Genomic DNA, 22,445 nt, shown 5'->3' on the forward strand with positions numbered 1-22,445 from the left:
AAAAAACAGGCAGCCCTTACCGCGAATGACGCTGGCGGGCAAGCAAGCCGTGCGCTAAGCGCGCCTCCATGCCCGATCAAGCCCCTCGCGCAGGCCTGTCAGCCGCGGTTTTGCTCGCTGCCGGTGCCGGCTTGCGCACCGGTCACGAGACACCCAAGCAGTTGCGAACGCTCGCCGGCAAGCCGGTTGTGGCCCACGCGCTGGATGCGTTGCGCGCCCATCCCGGCGTTGGCCCTGTGGCGCTCGTCGTGACGCCGGGCAGCGAGGATGCGATGCGCAGCCTGCTCGGCCCCCGCGCGGAAGGTCTGACGATCGTTGCAGGGGGCAGCAGCCGGCGCCTCTCTGTTCTCGCTGGCCTGGAGGCATTGGCCGGCAGCGAGCCGGGCAGCGCCCATGTGCTCGTTCATGACAGCGCCCGACCGCTGCTTCCGGTTGCCGTTATCGACCGAGTGCTCGGCGCCCTCGCCGATGGCGCCCGATGCGTGGTTCCTGTGCTGCCGGTCGTCGATACACTGGTGCGGTCCAGCGGTGATGAGGCCGGCCAGGTGGTCGATCGGTCGACCCTTGCGCGCGTGCAGACCCCGCAGGGCTTCGATTTTGCCGCGCTCACTGCCGTCCATCAGAACTGGACGGGGCCGGAGGAGCCGACCGACGACGCACAGATGCTACGGCGCGCGGGCATCGACGTGGCATTGGTGCCAGGCGACAGCGCGCTTGAGAAGATCACGGGACCGGGCGATCATGAACGGATGGAGCGACTATTGACGGTCGGCATGAGCACGCGCGTGGGCATGGGCTTCGATGTGCATCGCCTCGTGGAAGGCGAAGATCTCTGGCTGTGCGGCGTGCAGATCCCCCACAGTCATGGCCTCTCCGGCCATAGCGATGCCGACGTGGCGATCCATGCGCTGGTCGATGCGATACTTGGCGCGTTGGCCGAGGGGGATATCGGGAGCCATTTCTCACCCAGCGACCCGCAATGGAAGGGCGCGGCTTCGGATCGGTTCCTGGCCTTCGCCTGCGATCGCGTCTCGGCGCGCGGCGGGCGGATCGATCATGTCGACGTGACGATCATCTGCGAGGCGCCCAAGATCGGGCCGCATCGCGCCGCGATGCGCACCCGTTTGGCGGCGATCATGACCTTGCCGGAAACCCGGATCAGCGTGAAGGCCACCACGACCGAGCGGCTCGGCCTGACCGGCCGCGGCGAGGGCATCGCGGCACAGGCGTTGGTCACCCTGCGTCTGCCGGATGACGATGTTGAAGCGGCATCGTGACGCGGTCCCAAGGCAACCAAATGCCGCCCACCACCGTTCCCGCTCATCAAGGCCGTCATTATTGGCGTTGGCTTTTCACCCCGATGCGATCATGCGTGGACGATTATGAGTGAGTCGACCCTGAACCAAGCCGATGGCGTTCTACCGCCCGAACTCGTTGCCTTGGCCCGCCGCGTTATCGCAGAGAACCGCGCCATTGGCCGCACTGTGGCGGTGGCGGAGAGCTGCACCGGGGGACTCGTCGCTGCGGCACTAACCGAAATTCCGGGCTCGTCGGCCGTCTTCGAGGCAGGCTTCGTCACCTATTCGAACGCGCAGAAGGTCAAATTGCTCGGCGTCAGCGAAGATGTGATCGATGCCTTCGGGGCGGTCTCCATCGCCACCGCCTGGGCGATGGCGCATGGTGCCCTCAACCGGACGGGAGCCGATGTCGCCGTCTCGATCACCGGCGTGGCCGGCCCAGATGGCGGAACGGAGCTGAAGCCTGTAGGCACGGTCGTGTTCGCCCGCGCCGAAAAGGGCATGCAAGATGCCGATGCCGTCGCCGACTTGCGGAAATTCGAGGATGAAGGCCGCGCGAAGGTGCGGCTTCAGGCGGCGCTATGTGCGCTCGAACTGCTGCTGCCCGAGGCATCGGCCCCATAAAGCGCTGCCGCGCGCTCTTCGAAAGCGCCGATCATCTTGCGCAATGCCCGGTCGAACACCTGGCCGGCCAGCATCTCGAACATACGGCTCTTGAACGCAAAATCGACTTCGAAGTCGATCAGCACCCCGCCCTCCCCATCCGGCCGGAAACGCCAGTCGTTGGAGAGATGGCGCAACGGCCCGTCGATATAATCCACATGCACATGATGCGGCCGCTCCTTCACGACGCGCGAGGTGAAGGTCTCCCGCAGCCCCTTGAAGCCGACCACCATGTCCGCCAGCATCTCCGTGTCGCTGTTCGAGCGGACGCGCATGGCGCTGACCCAGGGCAGGAACTCCGGATAAGAGGCGACGTCTGCGACCAGATCGAACATCTGCTCGGGGGAGTAAGGCAGGTGGCGTGTTTCGTTATGCTTGGGCATGAGCGTTCAGAGGCTGCTTTTCATCGCGGCTTTGGCGAGCGCAGTTTCGCGCGCGGCTCGCATCTGGGCGAAGTCATCGCCGGCATGATAGCTTGAGCGGGTGAGCGGGCTGGAAGCGACCTGCAGGAAGCCCTTAGCCCGCGCGATAGCGGCATAAGCCTTGAACGCTTGCGGGGTCACAAACTCCGCGACGGCGGCGTGCTTGGGCGTCGGGCGCAGATACTGGCCCATGGTCAGGAAATCGATATCCGCCGAGCGCATGTCGTCCATCACCTGATGGACCTCGAGGCGCTGTTCGCCGAGGCCCAGCATGATGCCGGACTTGGTGAAAATGGAGGGATCGAGCCGCTTCACCGTCTCCAGCAGCCGCAGCGAAGCATAGTAGCGCGCGCCCGGGCGGATCGTGGGATACAGCCGGGGCACGGTCTCCAGATTGTGATTATAGACATCCGGCCGCGCCGCGACGATGGCCTCCACGGCCGCTTCATGCTTGTTGCGGAAATCCGGCGTCAGAATTTCGATCGTCGTTTCCGGCGTCGTGCGGCGCAGCGCCTCGATCACCTTCACGAATTGCCCTGCCCCGCCATCGGCGAGATCATCGCGGTCCACCGACGTCACGACAATGTGCTCAAGACCCATTTCGGCGCAGGCATCGGCCAGATTCTGCGGCTCGCGCGGATCGACGGGCCGGGGCATCCCTGTCTTCACATTGCAGAAAGCGCAGGCCCGGGTGCAGGTGTCGCCCAGGATCATCACCGTGGCGTGCTTCTTGGTCCAGCACTCGCCGATGTTCGGGCAGGCCGCCTCTTCGCAGACCGTCGCCAGCCCCTTGTCCCGCATCAGCTTGCGTGTGGCTTCATAACCGGCGCTGACCGGCGCCTTGACGCGGATCCAGTCGGGCTTGCGCGGGCGGAAGCCTGCGGGATCGGACGAGAGATCGTTCATGCCGCCCAGATAGCGACCGCAAAGCCCGCTTGCCAGCCCCCACGATCATCGGCAAAGAAATTGCCATGGTACAGTTTACAGACATGCTCGAAGGGTATCGCCGGTTTCGCGGTCAGGACTGGTCTGAACAGCGCACGCGCTGGGCGGAACTGAGCGAGGGCCAGAGCCCCCGCGTGATGGTGATCGCCTGCTCGGATAGCCGCGTCGATCCGACCCAGATTTTCGACACCAGTCCCGGCGAAATCTTCGTCGTCCGCAACGTCGCCGCGCTGGTCCCTCCGTTCGAGACCAATCCCGGGCGGCACGGCGTCTCCGCTGCCGTCGAGTTCGCCGTGCAGTTCCTCGGCGTGGGGGAAATTCTTGTGATGGGCCACGGCATGTGCGGCGGCTGCAACGCGGCGCTCACCCGGGCCATGCACGATGCGGCGCCCGGCGAGGGCGGGTTCATCGCGAACTGGATATCCCTGCTCGATGACGCGCGGGCGGAGGTCGTCGCGACGCATGGCAGCGACCATGGCGGCGCGGCGGGGCGGGCGATGGAACTGGCAGCCGTCAAGGTCAGCCTCGCCAATCTGCGCACCTTCCCGTGGATCGCGGAAAAGGAAGCGAGCGGTGCGCTGGCGCTCCGAGGCGCATTCTTCGCCATATCGGATGGCGTCCTGCACGTGCTCGATGAGCAGAGCGGCGAATTCGCTCCGTTCGAATAGGCAATGGACACAGAAGTCGCCTTCTTCGTCTACGGACTGTTGATGACAGGCGGCCCGGGCTTCGCTGCGCTCGGCATGGAGGGCGGCGTGCGCCGGCTCGGGCCGGACCGGGTGGTCGGCCGGCTCTATCATCTGGGTGATTATCCCGGCCTGGTAACGGGCGAGTCCGGCGTGGTGCATGGCGAACTGATCGGCATCCGCGATCCACTGCTGCTCGAGAAGATGGATGCCTACGAGTTGTACGATCCCGAGAAGCCCGGCGCGTCAGAGTATCGCCGCATCGAGGTCGACCTGCTGGATAGTGGGCGCCGGGTCTGGACCTATGAATATAATCGCAGCGTCGAGGGTCTGCCGGTGATCGCCACCGGCCAGTGGCGCAACGCGTAGCTCGGCGTCGCGCTGACATCCCGCGCGCTCGCCACATTGGGTCGATCCGCGCCGAGTCGGCGGACGCTGGTGGAGCTGTTGGTCTTAATCGCCAGCACGGTGGCGACCCCTTGTCCGTCAAAAGCAATCCGCCGAGCACCAGACCGGGCCCGATTCTGCAGTGAGGGGCAGCCGAGCGGCCTGACGGGAGCGGCGATGAGTCTCTGACTCACCGAGCCCCTGCCCCTCCCTGCAAGCCTCCGTTAGCGGGTCAGCTTCTTGTACGCGAGTCGCGTCGGCCGATCCGCCGCGTCGCCCATGCGGCGGCGCTTGTCTTCCTCATAGGCCTCGAAATTGCCTTCGAACCATTCGACATGGCTGTTGCCCTCGAAGGCGAGGATGTGAGTCGCCAGGCGGTCGAGGAAGAAGCGGTCGTGGCTGATGACCACGGCGCAGCCGGCGAAGTTCTCGAGCGCGTCTTCCAGCGCGCGCAGCGTCTCGACGTCGAGGTCGTTGGTCGGTTCGTCGAGCAGGAGGACGTTGCCACCCTCCTTGAGCATCTTGGCCATATGGACGCGGTTGCGCTCACCGCCTGAGAGCTGGCCGACCTTCTTCTGCTGGTCCGGCCCCTTGAAGTTGAAGGCGCCGACATAGGCGCGCGTCTGCAACTCATGCTTGCCGATGGTCATCAGATCATGGCCGCCGGAGATTTCCTCCCAGACGTTATGATTCGGATCGAGCGCATCGCGGCTCTGGTCGACATAGCCCAGGCGCACGGTCGGCCCGACCTCGATGCTGCCCGAATCGGGCTGTTCCTGCCCGGTGATGAGCCGGAACAGCGTAGATTTACCCGCGCCGTTCGGGCCGATCACGCCGACAATGCCGCCCGGCGGCAGCGTGAAGGAGAGATCATCGAACAGCAGCTTGTCGCCATAGGATTTGGTGAGGTTCTTGGCCTCGATCACCTTGCCGCCAAGGCGCTCGGGTGTCTGGATGACGATCTGGGCCTTGCCCGGCGCGCGATTCTCCTGCTTCTCGACCAACTCGTCGAACGCCCGGATACGCGCCTTGCTCTTGGTCTGGCGCGCCTTGGGCGACTGCCGGATCCACTCCAGCTCCTCCTTGATCGCCTTCTGGCGGCCGGCATCCTCACGCTCTTCCTGCGCCATGCGCTTGGCCTTGGCGTCCAGCCAGCTCGAATAATTGCCCTCGAACGGGATGCCCCGACCGCGGTCCAGCTCCAGCACCCAGCCGACGACATTGTCCAGGAAGTAGCGGTCGTGGGTGACGAGAATCACGTTGCCGGTGTAGTTGATCAGGTGTTGCTCCAGCCACTGGACGCTCTCGGCATCGAGGTGGTTGGTCGGTTCGTCGAGCAGCAGGATGTCCGGCTTTTCCAGAAGCAGGCGGCACAGAGCGATACGGCGCTTCTCACCGCCCGAGAGATTGTCGACGCTCCAGTCGCCCGGCGGGCAGCGCAGCGCCTCCATGGCGATCTCAAGCTGATTGTCGAGCGTCCAGCCGTCGACCGCGTCGATCTTCTCCTGAAGCTCGCCCATCTCGGTCATCAGCGCGTCGAAATCGCAATCTTCCGGCGGGTCGCCCATGATCGCGCTGATCTCGTTGAACCGGTCGACCAGATCGGCGACTGGCCGCACGCCGTCCTTCACATTCTCGATCACCGTCTTGTCGGGATCGAGCTGCGGCTCCTGCGGCAGATAGCCGACGCGAATCCCCTCGGCGGCCCAGGCCTCGCCCGTGTAATCATTGTCGATGCCGGCCATCACCTTCATCAGCGTCGATTTACCGGCGCCGTTGACGCCGATGATCGCGATCTTCGTTCCCGGCAGGAACTGAAGGTGGATGTTATTGAAAAGCGGCTTGTTTGCGCCGGGGAAGGTCTTGGTCAAACCCTTCATGACAAAGCTGTACTGGACGGCCATTGGGAAACGGTCCTCTTGAGCGGAATGGAGTGTCTTTGAATTGGCGCCCGGTTAGCTTACGGCGGGTCCATTGGCAAATCCCGGGTTGTCCCGCTCCGCCGCTCTTCGCCCCATCACCATCAAAGCGCTGTCCCACGCGAAAAACCGTCCCTTATTGCCAAGCACTTTGGTTGATAAGGCTATTGATTTCCCTGCGGCATGCGTTAATTGGGCCGCTCGTGCCCTTTGCTGTGCACGACCTTTGCTATGGGAGCCTAATAATATGAAGAAGTTTGCTGTGGCCGGCGCCGCGATCGCGCTCATGAGCCTTGCAGCGTGCGGCGAGAAGCCGGCTGCTGAGACCAACAACGTCTCCAACGAGCTGGTTGTGAACGAGCTGGACGCCGCTGCCAACGCTGCTGACAATGCTGCGAACGCGATGGACAACCTCGCCAACGTCTCGAACAACGCGGCGAACGCAGCAGAGTAATCTGCGACTGCGCTTCTGCGCATTGTTCAAGGGCGGCGTCGATCATCGGCGCCGCCTTTACATTTGGCGGTACGGTCGCCGGCTCTGCCGTTTGGATCGTGCCCGCCAGTTACAGGCACCGGTGATCTCCTTGCGATCATCGCCGCCTCGCCACCGGGCACATCCGGCATCGGCGCGGCCTTTGTGCTTGCATCAAGGGCAAAGCGAAAGCTAAGGCCCGCCCTGGATCGGGGAGTAGCGCAGCCTGGTAGCGCATCTGCTTTGGGAGCAGAGGGTCGCAGGTTCGAATCCTGTCTCCCCGACCACTTTTCCCTTATTTTCTGAATATCATAACCCGCGCGGCCATGATTGGGCCGGGCGGTCGCTCTGCCTTTGCGGCAAGCGCAAGGCGCAGCAACGTCCGCTCTTCGATGGATGGTGGGCCCGGCAGGACTCGAACCCGCAACCTAGCCGTTATGAGCGGCCAGCTCTAACCATTGAGCTACAGGCCCCATTCTCCACCGCAGCGCATGGCGCCGGCTCTGGGCGCGTTAGCTTGCGGCGATCCTGCTTGGCAAGTCTTGATGCATGGTGGCGAGCGGAGCGAACAGGCGTCGGATCAGCCGTTATGGCCCTGCTCGCGATAGGCCTCGGGCGCGGTCGGCAGCACGATGCCGAAGGCCTGTGCCGTGATGGCGAACTCCCCGCCGAGATGGCGGACGATTCCCCGCACCAGTTTGAGGGTGAACGCAAGGCCGAGCGGCGGCGTGTCGCCATAGAGACGCTGCTCGACTACATAACCCTGTTCGAGAAAGGCGCGCGCCTCAATGCCGCGCAAGGCCGTCGGGCGACTCATCGTCAAGCTCACGGAGGCGCGCTCCGGCGCCGGACAGACGCACAGGACAAGCTGTTCCCCCGCAGCCAAGCCGGCATGGCCGATGCGGATCAGGTGATTCAACATGCGTTCGATCTGGTTGCGGTCGCCATGCACGAGGCTGGAACCGCTCTCGACCGAGAGATTGACGGTCTGGCCAAAGCCGGCCGCGTCCACCACCCTGTGAAGGGCAGCGGTCAGATCGACATCATCCTGCTGGGCAGAGAGGTCTCCCCGCTCCAGTCGGCTCGCCGCGTCGAGATCGTCGAAGGTCGTCAACAATGCGCGCGCATCGGCCAGAATGGCGCGGGCGATGTCGCGATAGACCTCGGGGACCGGACCGAGGATCTGCGCCTCGATCATTTCGCCATAGCCTTGCACGGCATTGAGCGGCGTGCGCAGCTCATGGATCAGTTGCCGCGTGCTGGTAGCAGAGAGCGTGGCGCCCTCGTCGCTCGCCTGCGTTTCAGTGGGGCGAACCGGCGCCTCGAACCGCCGCTCGCGCCTGGCAATGCCGGTATAGCCCCGGAAGCGACCGCTCTGTCGGTCAAAATGCGGTTCGCCGGAGATGCGCCATTCGCCCGCCAGCGCACCGTCCTGCAAGGTCAGGCGGCTATTCTCGAACGCGGCGCGGTGCCGAAATGCCCCAAGCGTGGCGCCATCCACCCCATGGCTGACATCCACGCCCGGCGTCGCAATGCTCAGGCCAATGATCGCCTCGGGAAATGCGCCGTCGGTCAGGCGGACGAGGCCCGAAGCATCGGTCTCGAACTGAAAGCTGTCGACATCGGCATCCGGCGTGTCCTGGACCCGAGACTCTTGCTGGACTGCATCCGGCACCGGGTCAGCGGCGCCGGCCGCCTTGAACGGGTTCGCCTTCTTAAACCGCTCGATCTGCGCAACGAGACGGCCGATCTGGCTTGCCTCGTCTGTGCTGCCCGAGCGATCAAGCTCCTCGGTCGCAACGACCCGGTCCGCACTCGGCGTCCCGGCTTCCGCCTGCCGAACCTCAGTTGGGGGCAGCGACAGATCGACTTCGCCGAAGCGTCGTAACGCGGCCATTGCGGCTTCCGGCAGATCCGGACGGCGACGGAGCACGCTGCGGGCCAGCGGGCCCAGATGGGGTATCATCGCGGCCCAGTCTTCGCCGGTCAGGCGGACAGATTTCATCATCGCCACGATAACCGAAGGATGATCGCCCGCCAGCCACTGCACCAGCGTGGGGGAGCGGAGTCTGGACCCAAGTTCCACGACGGATGCGATGCGGCCTTCCAAGCTCACCTTCGGCCGGGCTTCCTGCAGGATGGTCAGGATGGTGTGGGCCTCGTCCGGCGAAAGCTTCTGGGTTTCCGCGCCGGAGACATCATATTGGGCAAGCAGATCCATGCACTGGCGCCAGCGCGTCACGGCGGCACCTGTGCCCTCGCCGCCATTGGCCAGCACCGTCCGCAGAAGATCGTTGAAACGCATTCAGTTGGCCCCTGTAACGGAACCGCGTGTACTGATGGTAAACCGACCCGCCTAGCGTTAAAAAATGGGACGTTGCATTGTGGGACAATTACGTTGCAGCGACATTATATGTCTGCAAGAACATCTACCGTGAAAGGAAATGTCCTCTATGCCCGGTAGTTCGCTGGATGAGACCGACGTCAAATTGCTCGACCTGCTTCAGGAGGATGGTCGCTTGACCAATGTCGAGCTGGCACGGCGCGTCGGCCTGACCGCCCCGCCCTGTCTGCGCCGGGTGAAAAGCCTGGAGGATCGCGGCTTCATCGCCTCCTACCACGCCCATCTCGATCCGGTCGCCTTGGGCTACACGACGACAGTGTTCGCCATGGTCAGCCTGAAAAGTCAGGCGGAAGAGGATTTGCAGGCATTCGAGGCCCATGTCGCGGCGCTGCCGGAAGTCCGCGAATGCCACATGCTGAACGGCGAGATCGATTTCATCCTCAAGGTGGTGGCGCAGGATCTGCGCAGCTTCCAGCAGTTCCTCACCTCGCAGCTGACGCAAGCGCCCAATGTGGCCAGCGTGAAGACGTCGCTGACGATCCGCACGTCCAAGAACCTGCCAGGCGTTCCGGTCGGCCGCTGAGCCCGGGCGTGGCTGAGGGCTGAGGCAGTCCGTCCAACGCCCAGCAAAAATGCCGGCGACAGAGCCGCCGGCATTTTAACTTTTTCGATCCACCCGCAGGGGTTCAGGCGTTGGGGCTGTTCAGCCACACCGTCCAGAGGTCGGCCGTCCGCTTGCGCACGCCGGTGCCGCTGACCTTGCCGAATGCCTCGAGAGCACCTGCCTTGTCGCCCGACCGTGCGAGCGCGATGCCAAGGCGCGTATTCACCTCGTCCGCATCCACGCCGCCCTTCTGCAGCGCGAGGCGATAGAGGGTGACGGCCTTGGCATTGTCGCCATAGCTCATGAAGGCGCTGGCGGTGTTGGCTGCGGGCTTGCCGGTGGCGGCAGAAGCGGCACTCTTCTCAGAGGTTGCCAGCGATGCGCGATCCTGCGTGATCCCGCTGGTCGCGACCTGATAGAGGTCGGACAGCGTGGTGCCGCTCAGAACGCCGCTGGAGCGGCCCTGATCGATCACCGCCTTGACCTCGCCGGGCAGGCCGAGGCGATTGGCCGCCTCTGCATATTCATTGTAGTTATAGGCGCTCTTGAGCGACTTGGTGGCCGCCATCAGACGCATGATGTCGATGCTCTCGTCGCGGGTCGCATTGGGATATTCGTCCTGCAACATCCGCAGCACCAGCGCCCAGTTGTCCGGCGTGCCGCTGACCGGCAGTGCCAGCTTGGTCCAGTCGGAGAGCGTCGGCGATTTGGCGAATACCGCCATGCTCAGGCCCTTGTTGTACCAGCTCGCATCGACAGGCTGGCCGGAAGCCTTCTGCAGTTCGATCGCGCGCTTGAGGTGCGGCAGGCCCTGCTCCACCTTGGCCTTGCCGGCATCGGTGAACTGGTTGTTGACGATCTGGTCCTGCGCCTCGTTGAAATAGGTGTTGGCGATCAGCACGTCCGGCGTGGGGCCGCCATAGCCGCCGTCGATCGCCGACTGGAAGTGCGTGCGGGCCTGATCATATTGCTTGGCGTTGAAGGCGAACTGGCCGACGAAATAGTGGAACTTCGCCACTTCGGTCGCCGGCGTCATGCCGGAGTCGATCATCGCTTCCAGAGCCTGGCGCTGGATGGCCTCATCCTTCTGGTTGATGCCGACCTGCAGCAGCAGGCTGCCGAAGAAGTAGCGATCGTCGGGCTTCGTCGCCGTGGACTGGATCTCGTCCAGCTTCGCCTTGGCGCCCGCAAAATCCTGCTTCTTCACCAGCTCCTGGGCTTCGACCGCTCCCTTCTGGAAGCCGCGGCTCAGCGAAATCTTGGGTGCCGAACTCTGTTCGGCCTGCTTGCCATCCCGGCTCTGCGCCGATGCGGGAGCCGTTGCGAAGGCGCCCGCCGCAAACGCGGCCAGGGTGATCGTAAGAGCAGTGGTATTGAACAGACGCATCAAATATTCCTCCAGAACTAAGATCTCGGCCCCCAAGTCGCGGATCCCGCTGACTTCATGAGCCTGCACTGCAGGATCACGCGTGAACGGGAATTGAATGTCGCTATAACCACGGTTCCGGAGCTTGTCATGAGGGCGCGACGCCGGTTGGCATGGGAAATCCGCAAGCCGTCGCGCTCCCGCCCCCATTCGGCTTCGACCGGTTCGAGACAGCGTGCAATTTTGCCCTTTTCTCTGGCCTTTTCTGCAGTCGCGGGCTAGTCACACCGCTTCGAGTTCCCACCACGTAATCATAAGAGAAAACGCTTGAGCGACGAGACAATCCTCGCCGAACCCTCGGATATCAGCCCGATCAACATCGTCGATGAGATGAAGTCGAGCTATCTCGACTACGCCATGTCGGTGATCGTGTCCCGCGCGCTGCCGGATGTGCGCGACGGGCTGAAGCCCGTGCATCGCCGCATCCTGTTCGGCGCCCACGAAATGGGCTTCACTTATAACAAGCCCTACCGCAAATCGGCCCGCATCGTCGGCGACGTGATGGGTAAATACCACCCGCACGGTGACAGTTCGATCTACGACGCATTGGCGCGTATGACGCAGGATTGGTCGATGCGCGTGCCGCTCATCGACGGTCAGGGCAATTTCGGCTCGATGGACCCGGATTCGCCGGCGGCCATGCGCTACACCGAGGCGCGCCTCGCCAAGGTCGCCAATGCGCTGCTCGACGATCTCGACAAGAACACGGTCGATTTCCTGCCGAACTACGATGGTAGCGAGAGCGAGCCGCAGGTGCTTCCTGCCCGCTTCCCGAACCTGCTGGTCAACGGCGCCGGCGGCATCGCGGTCGGCATGGCCACCAATATTCCGCCGCACAATCTCGGCGAAGTCCTGCGCGCCTGCAAGGCGTACATGGATAACGGCGCGATCTCCGCCGAGGAGCTGATGGAAATCGTGCCGGGGCCGGACTTCCCGACCGGCGCGCTCATCCTCGGCCAGTCCGGTGCCCGCTCGGCTTACACGACTGGGCGCGGATCGATCATCATGCGCTCGCGCCATATCATCGAGACTCTGCGCGGGGACCGCCAACAGATCGTCCTCACCGAAATTCCGTTCCAGGTCGGCAAGGCCGGTCTCGTCGAAAAGATCGCCGAGGCGGCCAAGGACAAGCGGATTGAGGGCATCTCGGACATTCGCGATGAATCCAACCGCGAGGGCGTTCGCGTCGTCATCGAGCTGAAGCGCGATGCCACGGCGGATGTGGTGCTCAATCAGCTGTGGCGGCACACGCCCGCCCAGTCGAGCTTCCCCGCCAATATGCTCGCCATCCGTGGCGGGCGGCCCGAGTTGCTGACGCTGCGCGACATCATCGAGGCCTTCGTGCGCTTCCGTGAGGAAGTGATCACCCGCCGGACCAAGTTCGAGCTGGCGAAGGCACGGGACCGCGCGCACATCTTGCTCGGCCTCGTCATTGCAGTCAGCAATCTCGATGAAGTCGTGCGCATGATCCGCGGGGCCAGCAGCCCGGCGGCGGCCCGCGAGGCGCTGCTGGCGCGCGCTTGGCCGATCGGGGACATTGCGCCCTATCTCAAGCTGGTCGAGGCCGCGGATGATGAGCCCTCGGGCAGCGTCTATCATCTGTCGGACGCGCAGGTTCGCGCCATTCTCGATCTGCGCCTGCACCGGCTGACGGCGCTTGGCCGCGACGAGATCGGCAATGAGCTCAAGGGGCTGGCCGATGCGATTGCTGGCTATCTCGAGATCCTCGCCAGCCGCGTTCGCCTGTTCGAGGTGATGCGCGCAGAGTTCGACGCGATCGAAGCTGAATTCGCCACGCCGCGTCGCTCCACCCTCGCCCCCGCTGCCGACGGCATTGAGGATGAGGATCTGATCGAGCGCGAAGACATGGTCGTGACCGTGACCATGTCCGGTTACATCAAGCGCACGCCGCTCGATACCTTCCGCGCCCAGAACCGCGGCGGCAAGGGCCGCGCCGGCATGGCGACGAAGGAAGAGGATGTCGTCACCGAGCTGTTCGTGACCTCCACGCACACGCCGGTGCTGTTCTTCTCGACGCTGGGCAAGGTCTATCGCCTAAAGGTCTGGCGCTTGCCGGAAGGCGGGCCGGCCACACGCGGACGTCCGATGGTCAACCTGCTGCCGCTGGCCGAGGGCGAGACCATCCAGACGGTGCTGCCGCTGCCGGAAGACGAGAATGAATGGGCGCAGCTCCATGTCATGTTCGCCACCGCCAAGGGCAGCGTGCGCCGCAACAGCATGGATGCGTTCGCGAATATCCCCTCGAACGGCAAGATCGCGATGAAGTTTGAGGGTGAGGACGCCGACGACCGCCTGATCGGCGTCGCGCTCCTCAGCGAAGAAGATGACGTGCTGCTGGCCTCCCGCCAGGGCAAGGCGATCCGCTTCCGCGGCGATGATGTGCGCGAGTTCCAGAGCCGCAACTCCACCGGTGTGCGCGGCATGACGCTGAAGGAAGGCGACGAGGTCATCTCGCTCTCCGTGCTCCAGCGTGCCGGTATTCAGGACATGGAAGAGCGCGAGGAGTATCTGCGCTTCGCGCCATGGAAGGGCGAGAAGGAGGGCGAGCCGAAGATGGCCGCCGACCGTTTCGAGGCGCTGCGCGCCCGCGAGCAGTTCATCCTGACCGTCTGCGCCAATGGCTATGGCAAGCTCTCCTCGGCGTTCGAGTATCGCCGCACCGGGCGTGGTGGCCAGGGCATCACCAATATCGACAATATCGAGCGTAACGGCCCGGTTGTGGCGAGCTTCCCGGCGACCCGCGAGCATCAGCTCATGCTGGTGACCGATCAGGCCAAGCTCATCCGCATGGGGCTCAGCAGCTTGCGCGTGATCGGCCGTGGTTCTGCAGGCGTGCGCCTGTTCGACGTTGCGCAGAACGAGCATGTCGTGAGTGCCGCTCGGATTGAGGAAAGCACGGACGAGGTCGACGCGGACATGCCGGCGACCGAGGGCGAGGTATCCGACACCGCAGAGTGAAGAACAGGCCCGTCAGCGTTGCCTTGAGCGCGCTGGCGGGCGGTTCATGATCAGACCCAGCGCCGCTCGAACCGCTGGCCCAGTCCGGTCAACAACTCATATTGAGACAGACCGGTGTGCGCTGAGGCGGTGGGCAGATCATAGTCCACCTCCAGCGAGTCCCCTTCCTCCAGATCCGGTGCCGCGCTGACATCGACGGCGATCAGATCCATGGAGACGCGCCCCAGCAGCGGCAGCCGCTCTCCGCCATGGAGCATCGCCCCTCCCCCGGCAAAAGCCCGCAGATAGCCGTCTGCGTAGCCAAGATTGACGATTGCCGCCTCGACGGGCGCCTTCGCGGTGAAGGTCGCGCCATAGCCCACTGTTTCGCCAGCTTCGACCCGGCGCCGCTGGAGGATTTGCGCATGGGGACGCACGACCGGGCGGATATGGCCGGTCGCAGTTGGCGTCGGCAGGCCGCCATAGAGCGCGAGCCCGGGCCTGGTCAGATCGAAAGCGTAATCGCTCCCAAGCAAAATGCCTGCGCTGTTGGCCAGGCTGTAGCGCCGCGCCGGCACCTGCTGCCGCACGGCCTCGAAGCGCGCGCGCTGCACCGCGTTCAGATCGGACGTTTCATCGGCGCAGGCAAGGTGGCTGCAGAGTGTCTCGATCTCCAGCCCGTCCAGCACGCCAGCGCCAAGTTCATCGGGGCGTAGGCCCAGCCTGTTCATGCCGGTATCGATCATGACATCGCACGGGCCGCCGCCTGCAGCTTTCCATCGGGCGACTTGCGCGGCGCTGTTCAGCACCGGTCTTGCCTGTGCCGCCAGCGCAAAAGCCACATCTTCGGCGCGCACTCCGTGCAACACACTGAGCGATGCGCCTTCCAGCAATGGCAGCAGAGCCGCCGCTTCCTGCCATGTCGCGACGAAAAAATCCCGGCACCCGGCGGCGAGCAGATGCTGAAGAACCTCGGTCGCGCCGAGCCCGTAGCCATTGGCCTTAAGGGCTGCCCCGCAGGCTGCCGCCCCACTCTGCCCTGCCAGCCAGCGCCAATTGGCGATCAGCGCGTCACGATCCAGATGCAGGGCCAGCGGCGATGAGGGACAGTCGATCATGTCGGCGGGGTAGCGCGCTCGCCCCTGCCCGTCGAGAGCAATCCGGCCACCCGCGCCCTGCTGGAGGGCACGGGTGGCACGGGGTCAGAACGCCTTGCGGACTGTCAGCGAGACAAACCGGCCGAGCGGGTTTGCCACAGTCGAGTCATAGACCTGATTGTTGGCAATCGCCGCGAAGGGCGGCGCGGCATCGAACAGGTTGAGCGCACTCAGCGAGAAGGACAGGCCGCTCAGCACGCCATCCGCCTTGGGCACGTCGTAGGTCAGCGTCAGATCGACCGTCGTGTAGGAGTCGACGGACTGCGATGGCGCGATGGTGCCCACCGTGTTGGTGTAGGCATTGGTATAGTTCACGAACATCGTGGCGCCGAAATTGTCGCCCCGCCACCCGAGATTGGCGCGGCCCCGGAACCGCAGCGGGAAGTTGGCGAGGTTCAGTCGGTCCACCGTTGGCGAGGTCGGGCCGGTCGCTCGCCCATAGCTGAGCAGATAGGTGCCCGAGACGCCGATATTGGCCGATCCACCGCCCAGATCGAACGCATAGTTCGCGAGGAAATCCAGCCCGTCCATCTTGATGCGCCCGACATTGTTGCGGCGGGCGTCGACAATGGCATCGACATCCGAGGCTGCAATGATCGCCGGCGGCGCCCAGGGCAGATTGTAGATCGCGTTCACCTGCGCGACGGTCGGGTTGAAGGTCACGAACGGCGCGTAGGCCGGGTCGGTGAACACTTGCACGCTGAACACCGGCGCCGTCTCGATGACGTCGTTATAATCGATGCTGAAGTAATCCAGCGAGGCGGTGAAGCCGCTGCTCGGCGGGGTGAACTTGACACCAACCGACCAGGTCGTGGCCTTCTCCGGCTTGAGATCGGCATTGCCGCCGACATATTCGATCACATTGCCGAACGGCCCGAAATTGGGGATGGAAAACACCGTCGCTGTGCTGGCAGGGTTGGTATCGGACAGGGTGGGCGCCCGGAACGAGGTGCCATAGCTGGCATGAGCCGAGACGCCCGGCACGGGATCGTAGCGAATGCCGAACTTCGGATTGGTCGTACCGCCGACATCACTATAGTGATCGTAGCGGCCGGCAATGTTGAGTTCGAGACGCTCAATGCCCGGCATGGCATTGGCCGCACCGACCAGCGGCACGTTCACCTCCGCAAAGGCCGACCAGACGTCGCGCGAGCTGGCCGTATCGCCAAAGAGGTTGATCTGCGAGAGCGACGGCCCGTTGATATTCTCGGCGGCGGTGTTGCGGTAATAATCATGGTGGAACTCGCCGCCCACCGCCATGCGCACCGCGCCGCCGCCGATGTTGAAAAGCGCACCGTCCGTCTTCACGTTGATGAGGTCGACCGTGTAGAGGCCGGTCACGTCGAAAAAGGCGACTAGCTTTTCGATCTGCTCCCGAGTGTTCTGCCCTGTCCCGTAGACGTTCAAGGCAGTCGCCGGATTGGAGTCGGCCAGTGCGGCCGACAGCAGAGCCGTGTTCAGGAAGCCGTCCGTCTTGGCGCCGCCTTCCGTGGCGCCATGGGAGCCGTAGATGGAAAGCTGCCAATTGCCATCCAGCGAATAATCGAACCCGGTCGCCAGCTGGTAGGAGCTTTCGTAGATGTTGCCCTGGATCGGCCCATATTCGTTAAAGGCATATTCGACGATCTGCGAGGTCTGCCCCGGCGCGAACTCGATGAAATAGGGATTGCTGCTCGGAACAGGCGTCGCGGCGCCCAGCGTCAGAGACCCCGCGCGCTGGTTCAGGGTCCGCTTGGAGTAGAATCCGCTGGCCCACATCTTGAGCGCAGGCGTCAGTTCCTGATCCAGTCGTCCAATCACACTCCAGCGCTTGAGCTGCGGCAGAAGATCATTGTTCACATAGCTTTGCTGGAAATTGGGCGTCGTAGACAGATTCGCCGGTGTCAGATTCTCACCGCTGCCACCCGGATGTCCGTAGCGGGTGAAGGTCGCGGGATCGATCACATTGCCCGGCGAGCTGGTGAAGGCGCAGTTGTTCAACCCGCCAAAAGCACGCTGATCGCACTGGAACAGCTCCGCGCGATCTTCCTGGCGCAGGCGGCTGTGGTAATAATAGTCGCCGGCAATCATCACCGAGCCGGTGTCCCACTTCTTACCGAGAATGGCATTGCCCTGCCATTCGTCATAGCCATCAGCGAAGCCGTAACGCGCGCTGGCCTCCAGCCCGTCAAAGTTGCGGCGCAGGATGAGGTTGGCAACGCCCGCGACAGCATCCGAGCCGTAAGTGGCCGAGGCGCCGTCTGCCACAATGTCGATCCGCTCAAGGGCGATGGCCGGGATCACCGAGGCATCGAAGAGTTGGCCGGCGACACCACCCGGAGGCGCGCGGCGTCCATCAAGCAAAGTCAGCGTCGCCTGCGTGCCGAGGCCGCGCAGGTTGACGCCATTGGCGCGGGTGCTGTTGAGCGTCGCGCTGTTGACGTTGGTGCCCAGCGTGGCTTCGCCCGGCCCCAAGGCAGAGACCTGCGGAATGGTCTTGAGGATATCCGATGTCGTGGCCAGCCCCGTGTCGCGGATTTCCTGCTGACCGACTGCAATCACCGAGGAACCCACCGGCGCAACCCCGCGCAACTGGGTGCCGGTCACCACGATGTCAGCGGTGTTCGCGGCATCATCCTCGGACTGATTGGTCTGTGTGGTGCCCGTCTGAGCGCTGACACCCTGCGACGCAACAAGCGCGGTAAACGACACGAAGCCAAGCGCAGATGCGCGCCGGAAGCCATTTTTGGCCATGATCCTCCCCAATATGACAGCGCGATCGGCCCTACTGTCGATCGTCAATATCGACTTACGAAAATGAATACACTTTGTCTAAACATTTTTGCAATCGATTGCTCAGACAAATGCAACTGCTTTAGATTAGGTCGGATTCTGCTGGTCGATCGTTGGGTAATCCGCTCTTTCCTGATCACTGAGCGAAGGAGAACAAATCGAACTGCGTCGAAAGGAGATGTCGGCTATTCTAATCAGCCTTGCTCTGGCAAGCCCGTAGAAATCGCCGATAAACGCGATTCAGGCCGGTCGCCCGACTTCGACAATCACTCGCGCCGCATAGACTCCGCCGGGTTTTTGCCCGGTCGCAGGCGAGATCATGATGCCAAGCCGCGCTCTATGGCGCGCTGGGCACGTGGGAAACCGATTGCAGGTTTCCGAGGCTGGGCACCACCACCCATCGCGCTGCGGCTTCTTCGGCCAGCACTGCCGCGATGCGCGCGGCGGCTTGGCCATCCCCGAAAGGACTATGGGCATGGGCCATGGCGGCATAGGCCTGCGGGTCGTCCAGCAACCGCGCGACTTCAGCGACGATGCGATCAGGGACGGTGCCGATGAGACGGGCGGTGCCTGCCTCGATGCCCTCTGGCCGTTCGGTCGTCTCCCGCATGACCAGCACCGGTTTGCCGAAGCTGGGCGCTTCTTCCTGGATACCGCCACTATCCGTCAACACCAGGGAGGCTGCATCCAACAGGCCTACAAATCCTGGATAATCCAGCGGCTCAATCAGCGCGACATTCTCCAGGCCGGAAAGCGCGGGCTCCAGCGTGGCGCGGACCTGTGGATTGGGGTGGACCGGCCAGATGATGGCCACATCGTCGCGCTGGGCGAGGGTGCGGATGGCGGCGGCAATGTTCGAAAGCCCCTGCCCCAGATTCTCCCGCCTGTGGCTGGTGACGATAACGATCCGGCGCCCTGCAAAGCGCCGCAGCACGGGTGCGATCGAGCCCGCCAAAAAAGGCTGCTCCCGCAGCCTGCCCTGAGTCGCGAGCAAGGCATCCACCACCGTGTTGCCCGTCACGATGATCTGCCCTTGCGTTTGCTCGGCTTCCAGCGCTGCCGCTGCCCCCGCCGTCGGGGCGAAGTGCAGATTAGCCGCGCAGGCGATGATGCGGCGATTCACCTCTTCGGGCCATGGGTTGTAGATATCGCCGCTGCGCAAGCCCGCCTCGACATGCCCAACCGGAATGCGGCGGTAATAAGCCGCAAGGGCGGCCATCATTGCGGTCTTGGTATCGCCGTGGACCAGCACCCTGTCTGGCCGCTCGGCGTCGAACACCGCACCCAAGGCAAGGATGAGCCGCGCCGTCAACGTATCGAGCGTCTGGTCCGGCGCCATGATGTCGAGATCGAAGTCCGGCACAATCCCGGCGAGGTCGAGAACCTGGTCGAGCAAGGCGCGATGTTGAGCTGAAACGCAGACCTTCGTCTCGATCTGCGGCAGAGATTTCAGCGCATCATAGACAGGAAACATCTTGATGGCTTCGGGCCTCGTGCCGAAAACCAGCATCACTTTATAGCGCACCATCGTTCGCTTGCCCCCCACAGACAAGGCCTGTCTAACCGATGGTTAATGCGTGGTAAACATTTGTTAACCGGAAAAGAAAATGGCCCGCCAGCAATGCCGACGGGCCAATCTCTCAAAGCAGGAGGCCACTAGCCTCCTTCAATCTTAATTGATCAGAACAGACCTTCGATCTGACCCTTGTCGTCCAGACGGATGAAGTCCGCCGACGGTGTCTTGGGCAGGCCGGGCATGCGCATGATGTCGCCGCACACCGCGACGATGAACTCGGCGCCTGCCGACAGGATCACATCGCGCACAGGCACGACGTGGTTGGTCGGCGCACCACGCAGGCTCGGGTCGGTCGAGAAGCTGTACTGCGTCTTGGCCATGCAGACGGGCAGATGGCCATAGCCATCGGCTTCCCAGCCCTTGAGCTTGTTGCGCACGCTGCTGTCGGCGGTCACTTCGCTAGCGCGGTAGATGCGCTTGGCGATCGTGTCGATCTTGTCGAACAGCGAGAGGCCGTCCTCGTAGATCGGTGCGAAGTTGGACGAACCGCCCTCGGCCAGGGCGACAACCTTGCGGGCCAACTCTTCGGTGCCCTTGGAGCCATTGGCCCAGTGGCTGCACTCGACCGCTTCGGCGCCAGCGGCTTCCGCGATTTCCTGAACGACAGCCATTTCCTCGGCCGTGTCGGTGACGAACTGGTTGATCGCCACGACCACGGGCACGCCGAACTGACGGACGTTCTCGATGTGACGGGCGAGGTTGACGCCGCCCTTGCGCACCGCGTCAGGGTTTGCCGTGCCGAGATCGGCCTTGTCGACGCCACCATGCATCTTGAGCGCACGGATGGTGGCCACGATGACGGCCGCGGAGGGCTTCAGGCCAGCCTTGCGACACTTGATGTCGAAGAACTTCTCGGCGCCAAGGTCAGCGCCGAATCCGGCTTCGGTCACCACATAGTCGGCGATCTTGAGCGCCGTCTTGGTGGCGAGCACCGAGTTGCAGCCATGCGCGATGTTCGCGAACGGTCCGCCGTGGATCAGCACGGGGTTGTTCTCGAGCGTCTGCACGATGTTGGGCTGCAGCGCGTCCTTGAGCAGAACGGTCATCGCGCCCGAGGCGTTCAGCTCGCGGGCCAACACGGCCTTGCGGTCGCGCGTGTAGCCGGCGTGGATGTTGCCGAGGCGACGCTCCAGATCCTTGAGGTCCGAAGCGAGGCAGAGGATCGCCATAACTTCCGACGCCACGGTGATGTCGAAGCCATCCTCGCGGGGATAGCCGTTGGACACGCCACCGAGCGAGTTCACGATCGAGCGCAGCGCACGATCGTTCATGTCGAGCACGCGACGCCACGCGATACGGCGCGGGTCGAGGCCGAGCTTGTTGCCCCAGTAGATGTGGTTGTCGATCAGCGCGGCGAGCAAGTTGTTCGCCGAGGTGATGGCATGGAAGTCGCCGGTGAAGTGAAGGTTGATGTCCTCCATCGGCACGACCTGCGCATAACCGCCGCCGGCAGCGCCGCCCTTGACGCCGAAGCACGGGCCGAGCGACGGCTCACGCAGCGCCGCGACCGTCTTCTTGCCGATGGCGTTCAGGCCGTCAGCAAGGCCGACCGTCGTCGTGGTCTTGCCCTCGCCTGCTGGCGTCGGGTTGATCGCGGTGACGAGGATGAGCTTGCCATCCTGATTGCCCTGGACGCTGTTGATGAAGTCCCAGGACAGCTTCGCCTTGTAAGGGCCGTAGTTCAGCAGCGCGTCCTGCGGGATGCCGACCTTCGCGCCGACCTCGGCGATGTTCTGCATCTTCGCTTCGCGTGCGATTTCGATGTCGGAGCCTTGAGCCATGATTCTCCTAGCCTTTCCATGATACGGCCCGGAACGGGCCGACCGTCTTTGTCCGGAATTAATTAAGCGGCAACGGACGCGAGCGCGTCAGATACCCTGCTTGCCCTTGAAGTTCACGATCCACTCATTGGTCTTCACCAGACCGCCGAACGGATAGAAATGGAGGTGGACCTTCCCGTGCTCCTCGCCCAGCGCGGGGACGAGATCGGCGATCACCGGATCGGGACCGGCGCTGCCGATCAGGCTGGTGATCGACAGGCCGTACTTCTTGACGACCTTGGCGGAGGTGCCGACGCCGCAGCGCGCGGCGAAGCGGAGCAGCGTCTTGATCGAGGCCGGGCCGGCAAGGCCGATGCGCACGGGGCCGTCAATGCCCTCGGCGCGGATCTGCTTGAGCCAGTCGAGCACCGGATCGGCATCGAAACCGAACTGGGTCATGATCGAATAGTCGACCCCCTGCTCCTTGAGCGAGGCGACCTTGTCATGCATCGCCTTGACGAGCTTTTCGTTAGTGATGTCCGGGTGACCTTCGGGATAGCCGGAGATGCCGACATGCTGGATGCCATATTCCTTGAGCGTGCCCGAGGAGATCACGGCCAGCGCGTCGTCATAGGGCCCGAGCGGTTCGGAAGGATCGCCGGCGATCACGAACACATGCTTGAGGTCGATCTGGGCGGCGAGCATGTCGAGGAAGCGGTTGAGGTCTTCCTTCACCAGCAGGCGCCGTGCGGAAATGTGCGGAACCGGCTTGAAACCGAGGTCCTGAATGGCCCGAGCCGCGCGGACGCGATCCTCGAACTCGGCACCCGGCAGGAAGGTGCAGGAAATGAGCGTGCCCTGCGGGATCATGTGCGCGGCATTCTGCAGCGCTTCCACGTCCTTGGGCGTGATTTCGAGCGAGTAGTCTTCAAACAGCCGCGCCAGTGCGGTCTTGTCCAGGGTTGCCGTAGCCATGAAAAGTCCTCGCCTCGATTAGGGCTTACTGTGTTTTTAGAAGGTGTCGGGGCGGCCACCCCGGAGGATGGCCGCCCGCAA

General features: G+C 63.7%; 17 protein-coding genes and 2 tRNA genes. 8 read left to right on the top strand and 11 right to left on the bottom strand.

The window, feature by feature from the left end:
- Window positions 1–68: 68 nt before the first annotated feature.
- Both M2343_RS04645 and M2343_RS04650 read left to right on the top strand, forming a co-directional pair.
- On the top strand, window positions 69–1,277 hold the full coding sequence (locus M2343_RS04645; protein ID WP_264575764.1) for a bifunctional 2-C-methyl-D-erythritol 4-phosphate cytidylyltransferase/2-C-methyl-D-erythritol 2,4-cyclodiphosphate synthase: 1,209 nt from the start codon (window positions 69–71) through the stop codon (window positions 1,275–1,277).
- 105 nt (window positions 1,278–1,382) lie between these two features.
- Window positions 1,383–1,922 (top strand): CinA family protein, encoded by a 540-nt coding sequence (locus M2343_RS04650; RefSeq protein WP_264575765.1) that lies wholly within the window; start codon window positions 1,383–1,385, stop codon window positions 1,920–1,922.
- Here the strand turns inward: M2343_RS04650 and M2343_RS04655 are convergent.
- Together M2343_RS04655 and lipA are read right to left on the bottom strand one after the other, a co-directional pair.
- Entirely contained in the window at window positions 1,868–2,344 is a 477-nt protein-coding gene (locus tag M2343_RS04655; protein ID WP_264575766.1) for a type II toxin-antitoxin system RatA family toxin, read from the bottom strand. The two genes, M2343_RS04650 and M2343_RS04655, sit on opposite strands and share 55 nt — an antisense overlap.
- Before the next feature lie 6 nt (window positions 2,345–2,350).
- Window positions 2,351–3,289 (bottom strand): lipoyl synthase, encoded by a 939-nt coding sequence (lipA, locus tag M2343_RS04660; protein ID WP_264572844.1) that lies wholly within the window; start codon window positions 3,287–3,289, stop codon window positions 2,351–2,353.
- 65 nt (window positions 3,290–3,354) lie between these two features.
- Between lipA and M2343_RS04665 the strand changes: the two genes are divergently transcribed.
- Together M2343_RS04665 and M2343_RS04670 are read left to right on the top strand one after the other, a co-directional pair.
- A complete protein-coding gene (locus M2343_RS04665; protein WP_264575767.1) occupies window positions 3,355–3,996 on the top strand; it encodes a carbonic anhydrase in 642 nt (213 codons plus the stop codon).
- A 3-nt stretch (window positions 3,997–3,999) separates the two neighbouring features.
- Window positions 4,000–4,383, top strand: coding sequence for a gamma-glutamylcyclotransferase (locus tag M2343_RS04670; protein WP_264575768.1), 384 nt, complete (start codon window positions 4,000–4,002; stop codon window positions 4,381–4,383).
- A gap of 242 nt (window positions 4,384–4,625) precedes the next feature.
- Here M2343_RS04670 and ettA read toward each other — a convergent pair whose 3' ends face one another.
- Window positions 4,626–6,305: an energy-dependent translational throttle protein EttA gene (gene ettA / locus M2343_RS04675; protein WP_264572842.1), complete on the bottom strand. Its 1,680-nt coding sequence runs from the start codon at window positions 6,303–6,305 to the stop codon at window positions 4,626–4,628.
- Between the two features lie 262 nt (window positions 6,306–6,567).
- Between ettA and M2343_RS04680 the strand changes: the two genes are divergently transcribed.
- A complete protein-coding gene (locus M2343_RS04680; RefSeq protein ID WP_181559675.1) occupies window positions 6,568–6,774 on the top strand; it encodes a hypothetical protein in 207 nt (68 codons plus the stop codon).
- 228 nt (window positions 6,775–7,002) lie between these two features.
- Window positions 7,003–7,079: transfer RNA gene (locus M2343_RS04685), tRNA-Pro, on the top strand.
- Window positions 7,080–7,189: 110 nt separating this feature from the next.
- On the opposite strand, the gene M2343_RS04690 is transcribed toward M2343_RS04685, so the two are convergent.
- A tRNA-Ile gene (locus tag M2343_RS04690) sits at window positions 7,190–7,265 on the bottom strand.
- 107 nt (window positions 7,266–7,372) lie between these two features.
- Window positions 7,373–9,097, bottom strand: a complete 1,725-nt coding sequence (locus tag M2343_RS04695) for a sensor histidine kinase (RefSeq protein ID WP_264575769.1) — start codon at window positions 9,095–9,097, stop codon at window positions 7,373–7,375.
- A gap of 148 nt (window positions 9,098–9,245) precedes the next feature.
- Between M2343_RS04695 and M2343_RS04700 the strand changes: the two genes are divergently transcribed.
- A complete protein-coding gene (locus M2343_RS04700) occupies window positions 9,246–9,719 on the top strand; it encodes an Lrp/AsnC family transcriptional regulator (protein WP_181559673.1) in 474 nt (157 codons plus the stop codon).
- 103 nt (window positions 9,720–9,822) lie between these two features.
- Here M2343_RS04700 and M2343_RS04705 read toward each other — a convergent pair whose 3' ends face one another.
- Window positions 9,823–11,127 (bottom strand): hypothetical protein, encoded by a 1,305-nt coding sequence (locus M2343_RS04705; RefSeq protein ID WP_181559672.1) that lies wholly within the window; start codon window positions 11,125–11,127, stop codon window positions 9,823–9,825.
- A 306-nt stretch (window positions 11,128–11,433) separates the two neighbouring features.
- Here M2343_RS04705 and gyrA point away from each other — a divergent pair, with 306 nt between their 5' ends.
- A complete protein-coding gene (gyrA, locus tag M2343_RS04710) occupies window positions 11,434–14,145 on the top strand; it encodes a DNA gyrase subunit A (RefSeq protein ID WP_264575770.1) in 2,712 nt (903 codons plus the stop codon).
- 50 nt (window positions 14,146–14,195) lie between these two features.
- On the opposite strand, the gene alr is transcribed toward gyrA, so the two are convergent.
- The 5 genes from alr to M2343_RS04735 all read right to left on the bottom strand — a co-directional run bounded on the left by alr (window position 14,196) and on the right by M2343_RS04735 (window position 22,364).
- A complete protein-coding gene (gene alr / locus M2343_RS04715; RefSeq protein WP_264575771.1) occupies window positions 14,196–15,242 on the bottom strand; it encodes an alanine racemase in 1,047 nt (348 codons plus the stop codon).
- An 84-nt stretch (window positions 15,243–15,326) separates the two neighbouring features.
- Window positions 15,327–18,014, bottom strand: a complete 2,688-nt coding sequence (locus M2343_RS04720; protein ID WP_264575772.1) for a TonB-dependent receptor — start codon at window positions 18,012–18,014, stop codon at window positions 15,327–15,329.
- A gap of 376 nt (window positions 18,015–18,390) precedes the next feature.
- Window positions 18,391–19,581: a non-hydrolyzing UDP-N-acetylglucosamine 2-epimerase gene (wecB, locus tag M2343_RS04725; protein WP_264575773.1), complete on the bottom strand. Its 1,191-nt coding sequence runs from the start codon at window positions 19,579–19,581 to the stop codon at window positions 18,391–18,393.
- A gap of 152 nt (window positions 19,582–19,733) precedes the next feature.
- Window positions 19,734–21,410: a formate--tetrahydrofolate ligase gene (locus M2343_RS04730; protein WP_181559667.1), complete on the bottom strand. Its 1,677-nt coding sequence runs from the start codon at window positions 21,408–21,410 to the stop codon at window positions 19,734–19,736.
- 87 nt (window positions 21,411–21,497) lie between these two features.
- Window positions 21,498–22,364 carry a methylenetetrahydrofolate reductase gene (locus tag M2343_RS04735; RefSeq protein ID WP_264575774.1) on the bottom strand — a complete coding sequence of 289 codons (867 nt, stop codon included), beginning with the start codon at window positions 22,362–22,364 and terminating at the stop codon, window positions 21,498–21,500.
- Between the last annotated feature and the right edge of the window lie 81 nt (window positions 22,365–22,445).

Origin of the sequence: Sphingobium sp. B8D3B, from assembly GCF_025961875.1 — a bacterium.
Taxonomy (GTDB): Bacteria; Pseudomonadota; Alphaproteobacteria; order Sphingomonadales; family Sphingomonadaceae; genus Sphingobium.

Excerpts from the sequence above, each read along its gene's own strand:
- M2343_RS04735 (WP_264575774.1), bottom strand. The coding sequence starts at position 22,364 with ATGGCTACGGCAACCCTGGACAAGACCGCACTGGCGCGGCTGTTTGAA.
- M2343_RS04720 (WP_264575772.1), bottom strand. The coding sequence starts at position 18,014 with ATGGCCAAAAATGGCTTCCGGCGCGCATCTGCGCTTGGCTTCGTGTCG.
- M2343_RS04700 (WP_181559673.1), top strand. The coding sequence starts at position 9,246 with ATGCCCGGTAGTTCGCTGGATGAGACCGACGTCAAATTGCTCGACCTG.
- lipA (WP_264572844.1), bottom strand. The coding sequence starts at position 3,289 with ATGAACGATCTCTCGTCCGATCCCGCAGGCTTCCGCCCGCGCAAGCCC.
- M2343_RS04645 (WP_264575764.1), top strand. The coding sequence starts at position 69 with ATGCCCGATCAAGCCCCTCGCGCAGGCCTGTCAGCCGCGGTTTTGCTC.
- M2343_RS04680 (WP_181559675.1), top strand. The coding sequence starts at position 6,568 with ATGAAGAAGTTTGCTGTGGCCGGCGCCGCGATCGCGCTCATGAGCCTT.
- M2343_RS04695 (WP_264575769.1), bottom strand. The coding sequence starts at position 9,097 with ATGCGTTTCAACGATCTTCTGCGGACGGTGCTGGCCAATGGCGGCGAG.
- M2343_RS04730 (WP_181559667.1), bottom strand. The coding sequence starts at position 21,410 with ATGGCTCAAGGCTCCGACATCGAAATCGCACGCGAAGCGAAGATGCAG.
- M2343_RS04650 (WP_264575765.1), top strand. The coding sequence starts at position 1,383 with ATGAGTGAGTCGACCCTGAACCAAGCCGATGGCGTTCTACCGCCCGAA.
- alr (WP_264575771.1), bottom strand. The coding sequence starts at position 15,242 with ATGATCGACTGTCCCTCATCGCCGCTGGCCCTGCATCTGGATCGTGAC.
- M2343_RS04670 (WP_264575768.1), top strand. The coding sequence starts at position 4,000 with ATGGACACAGAAGTCGCCTTCTTCGTCTACGGACTGTTGATGACAGGC.
- wecB (WP_264575773.1), bottom strand. The coding sequence starts at position 19,581 with ATGGTGCGCTATAAAGTGATGCTGGTTTTCGGCACGAGGCCCGAAGCC.
- M2343_RS04705 (WP_181559672.1), bottom strand. The coding sequence starts at position 11,127 with ATGCGTCTGTTCAATACCACTGCTCTTACGATCACCCTGGCCGCGTTT.
- M2343_RS04665 (WP_264575767.1), top strand. The coding sequence starts at position 3,355 with ATGGTACAGTTTACAGACATGCTCGAAGGGTATCGCCGGTTTCGCGGT.
- M2343_RS04655 (WP_264575766.1), bottom strand. The coding sequence starts at position 2,344 with ATGCCCAAGCATAACGAAACACGCCACCTGCCTTACTCCCCCGAGCAG.
- ettA (WP_264572842.1), bottom strand. The coding sequence starts at position 6,305 with ATGGCCGTCCAGTACAGCTTTGTCATGAAGGGTTTGACCAAGACCTTC.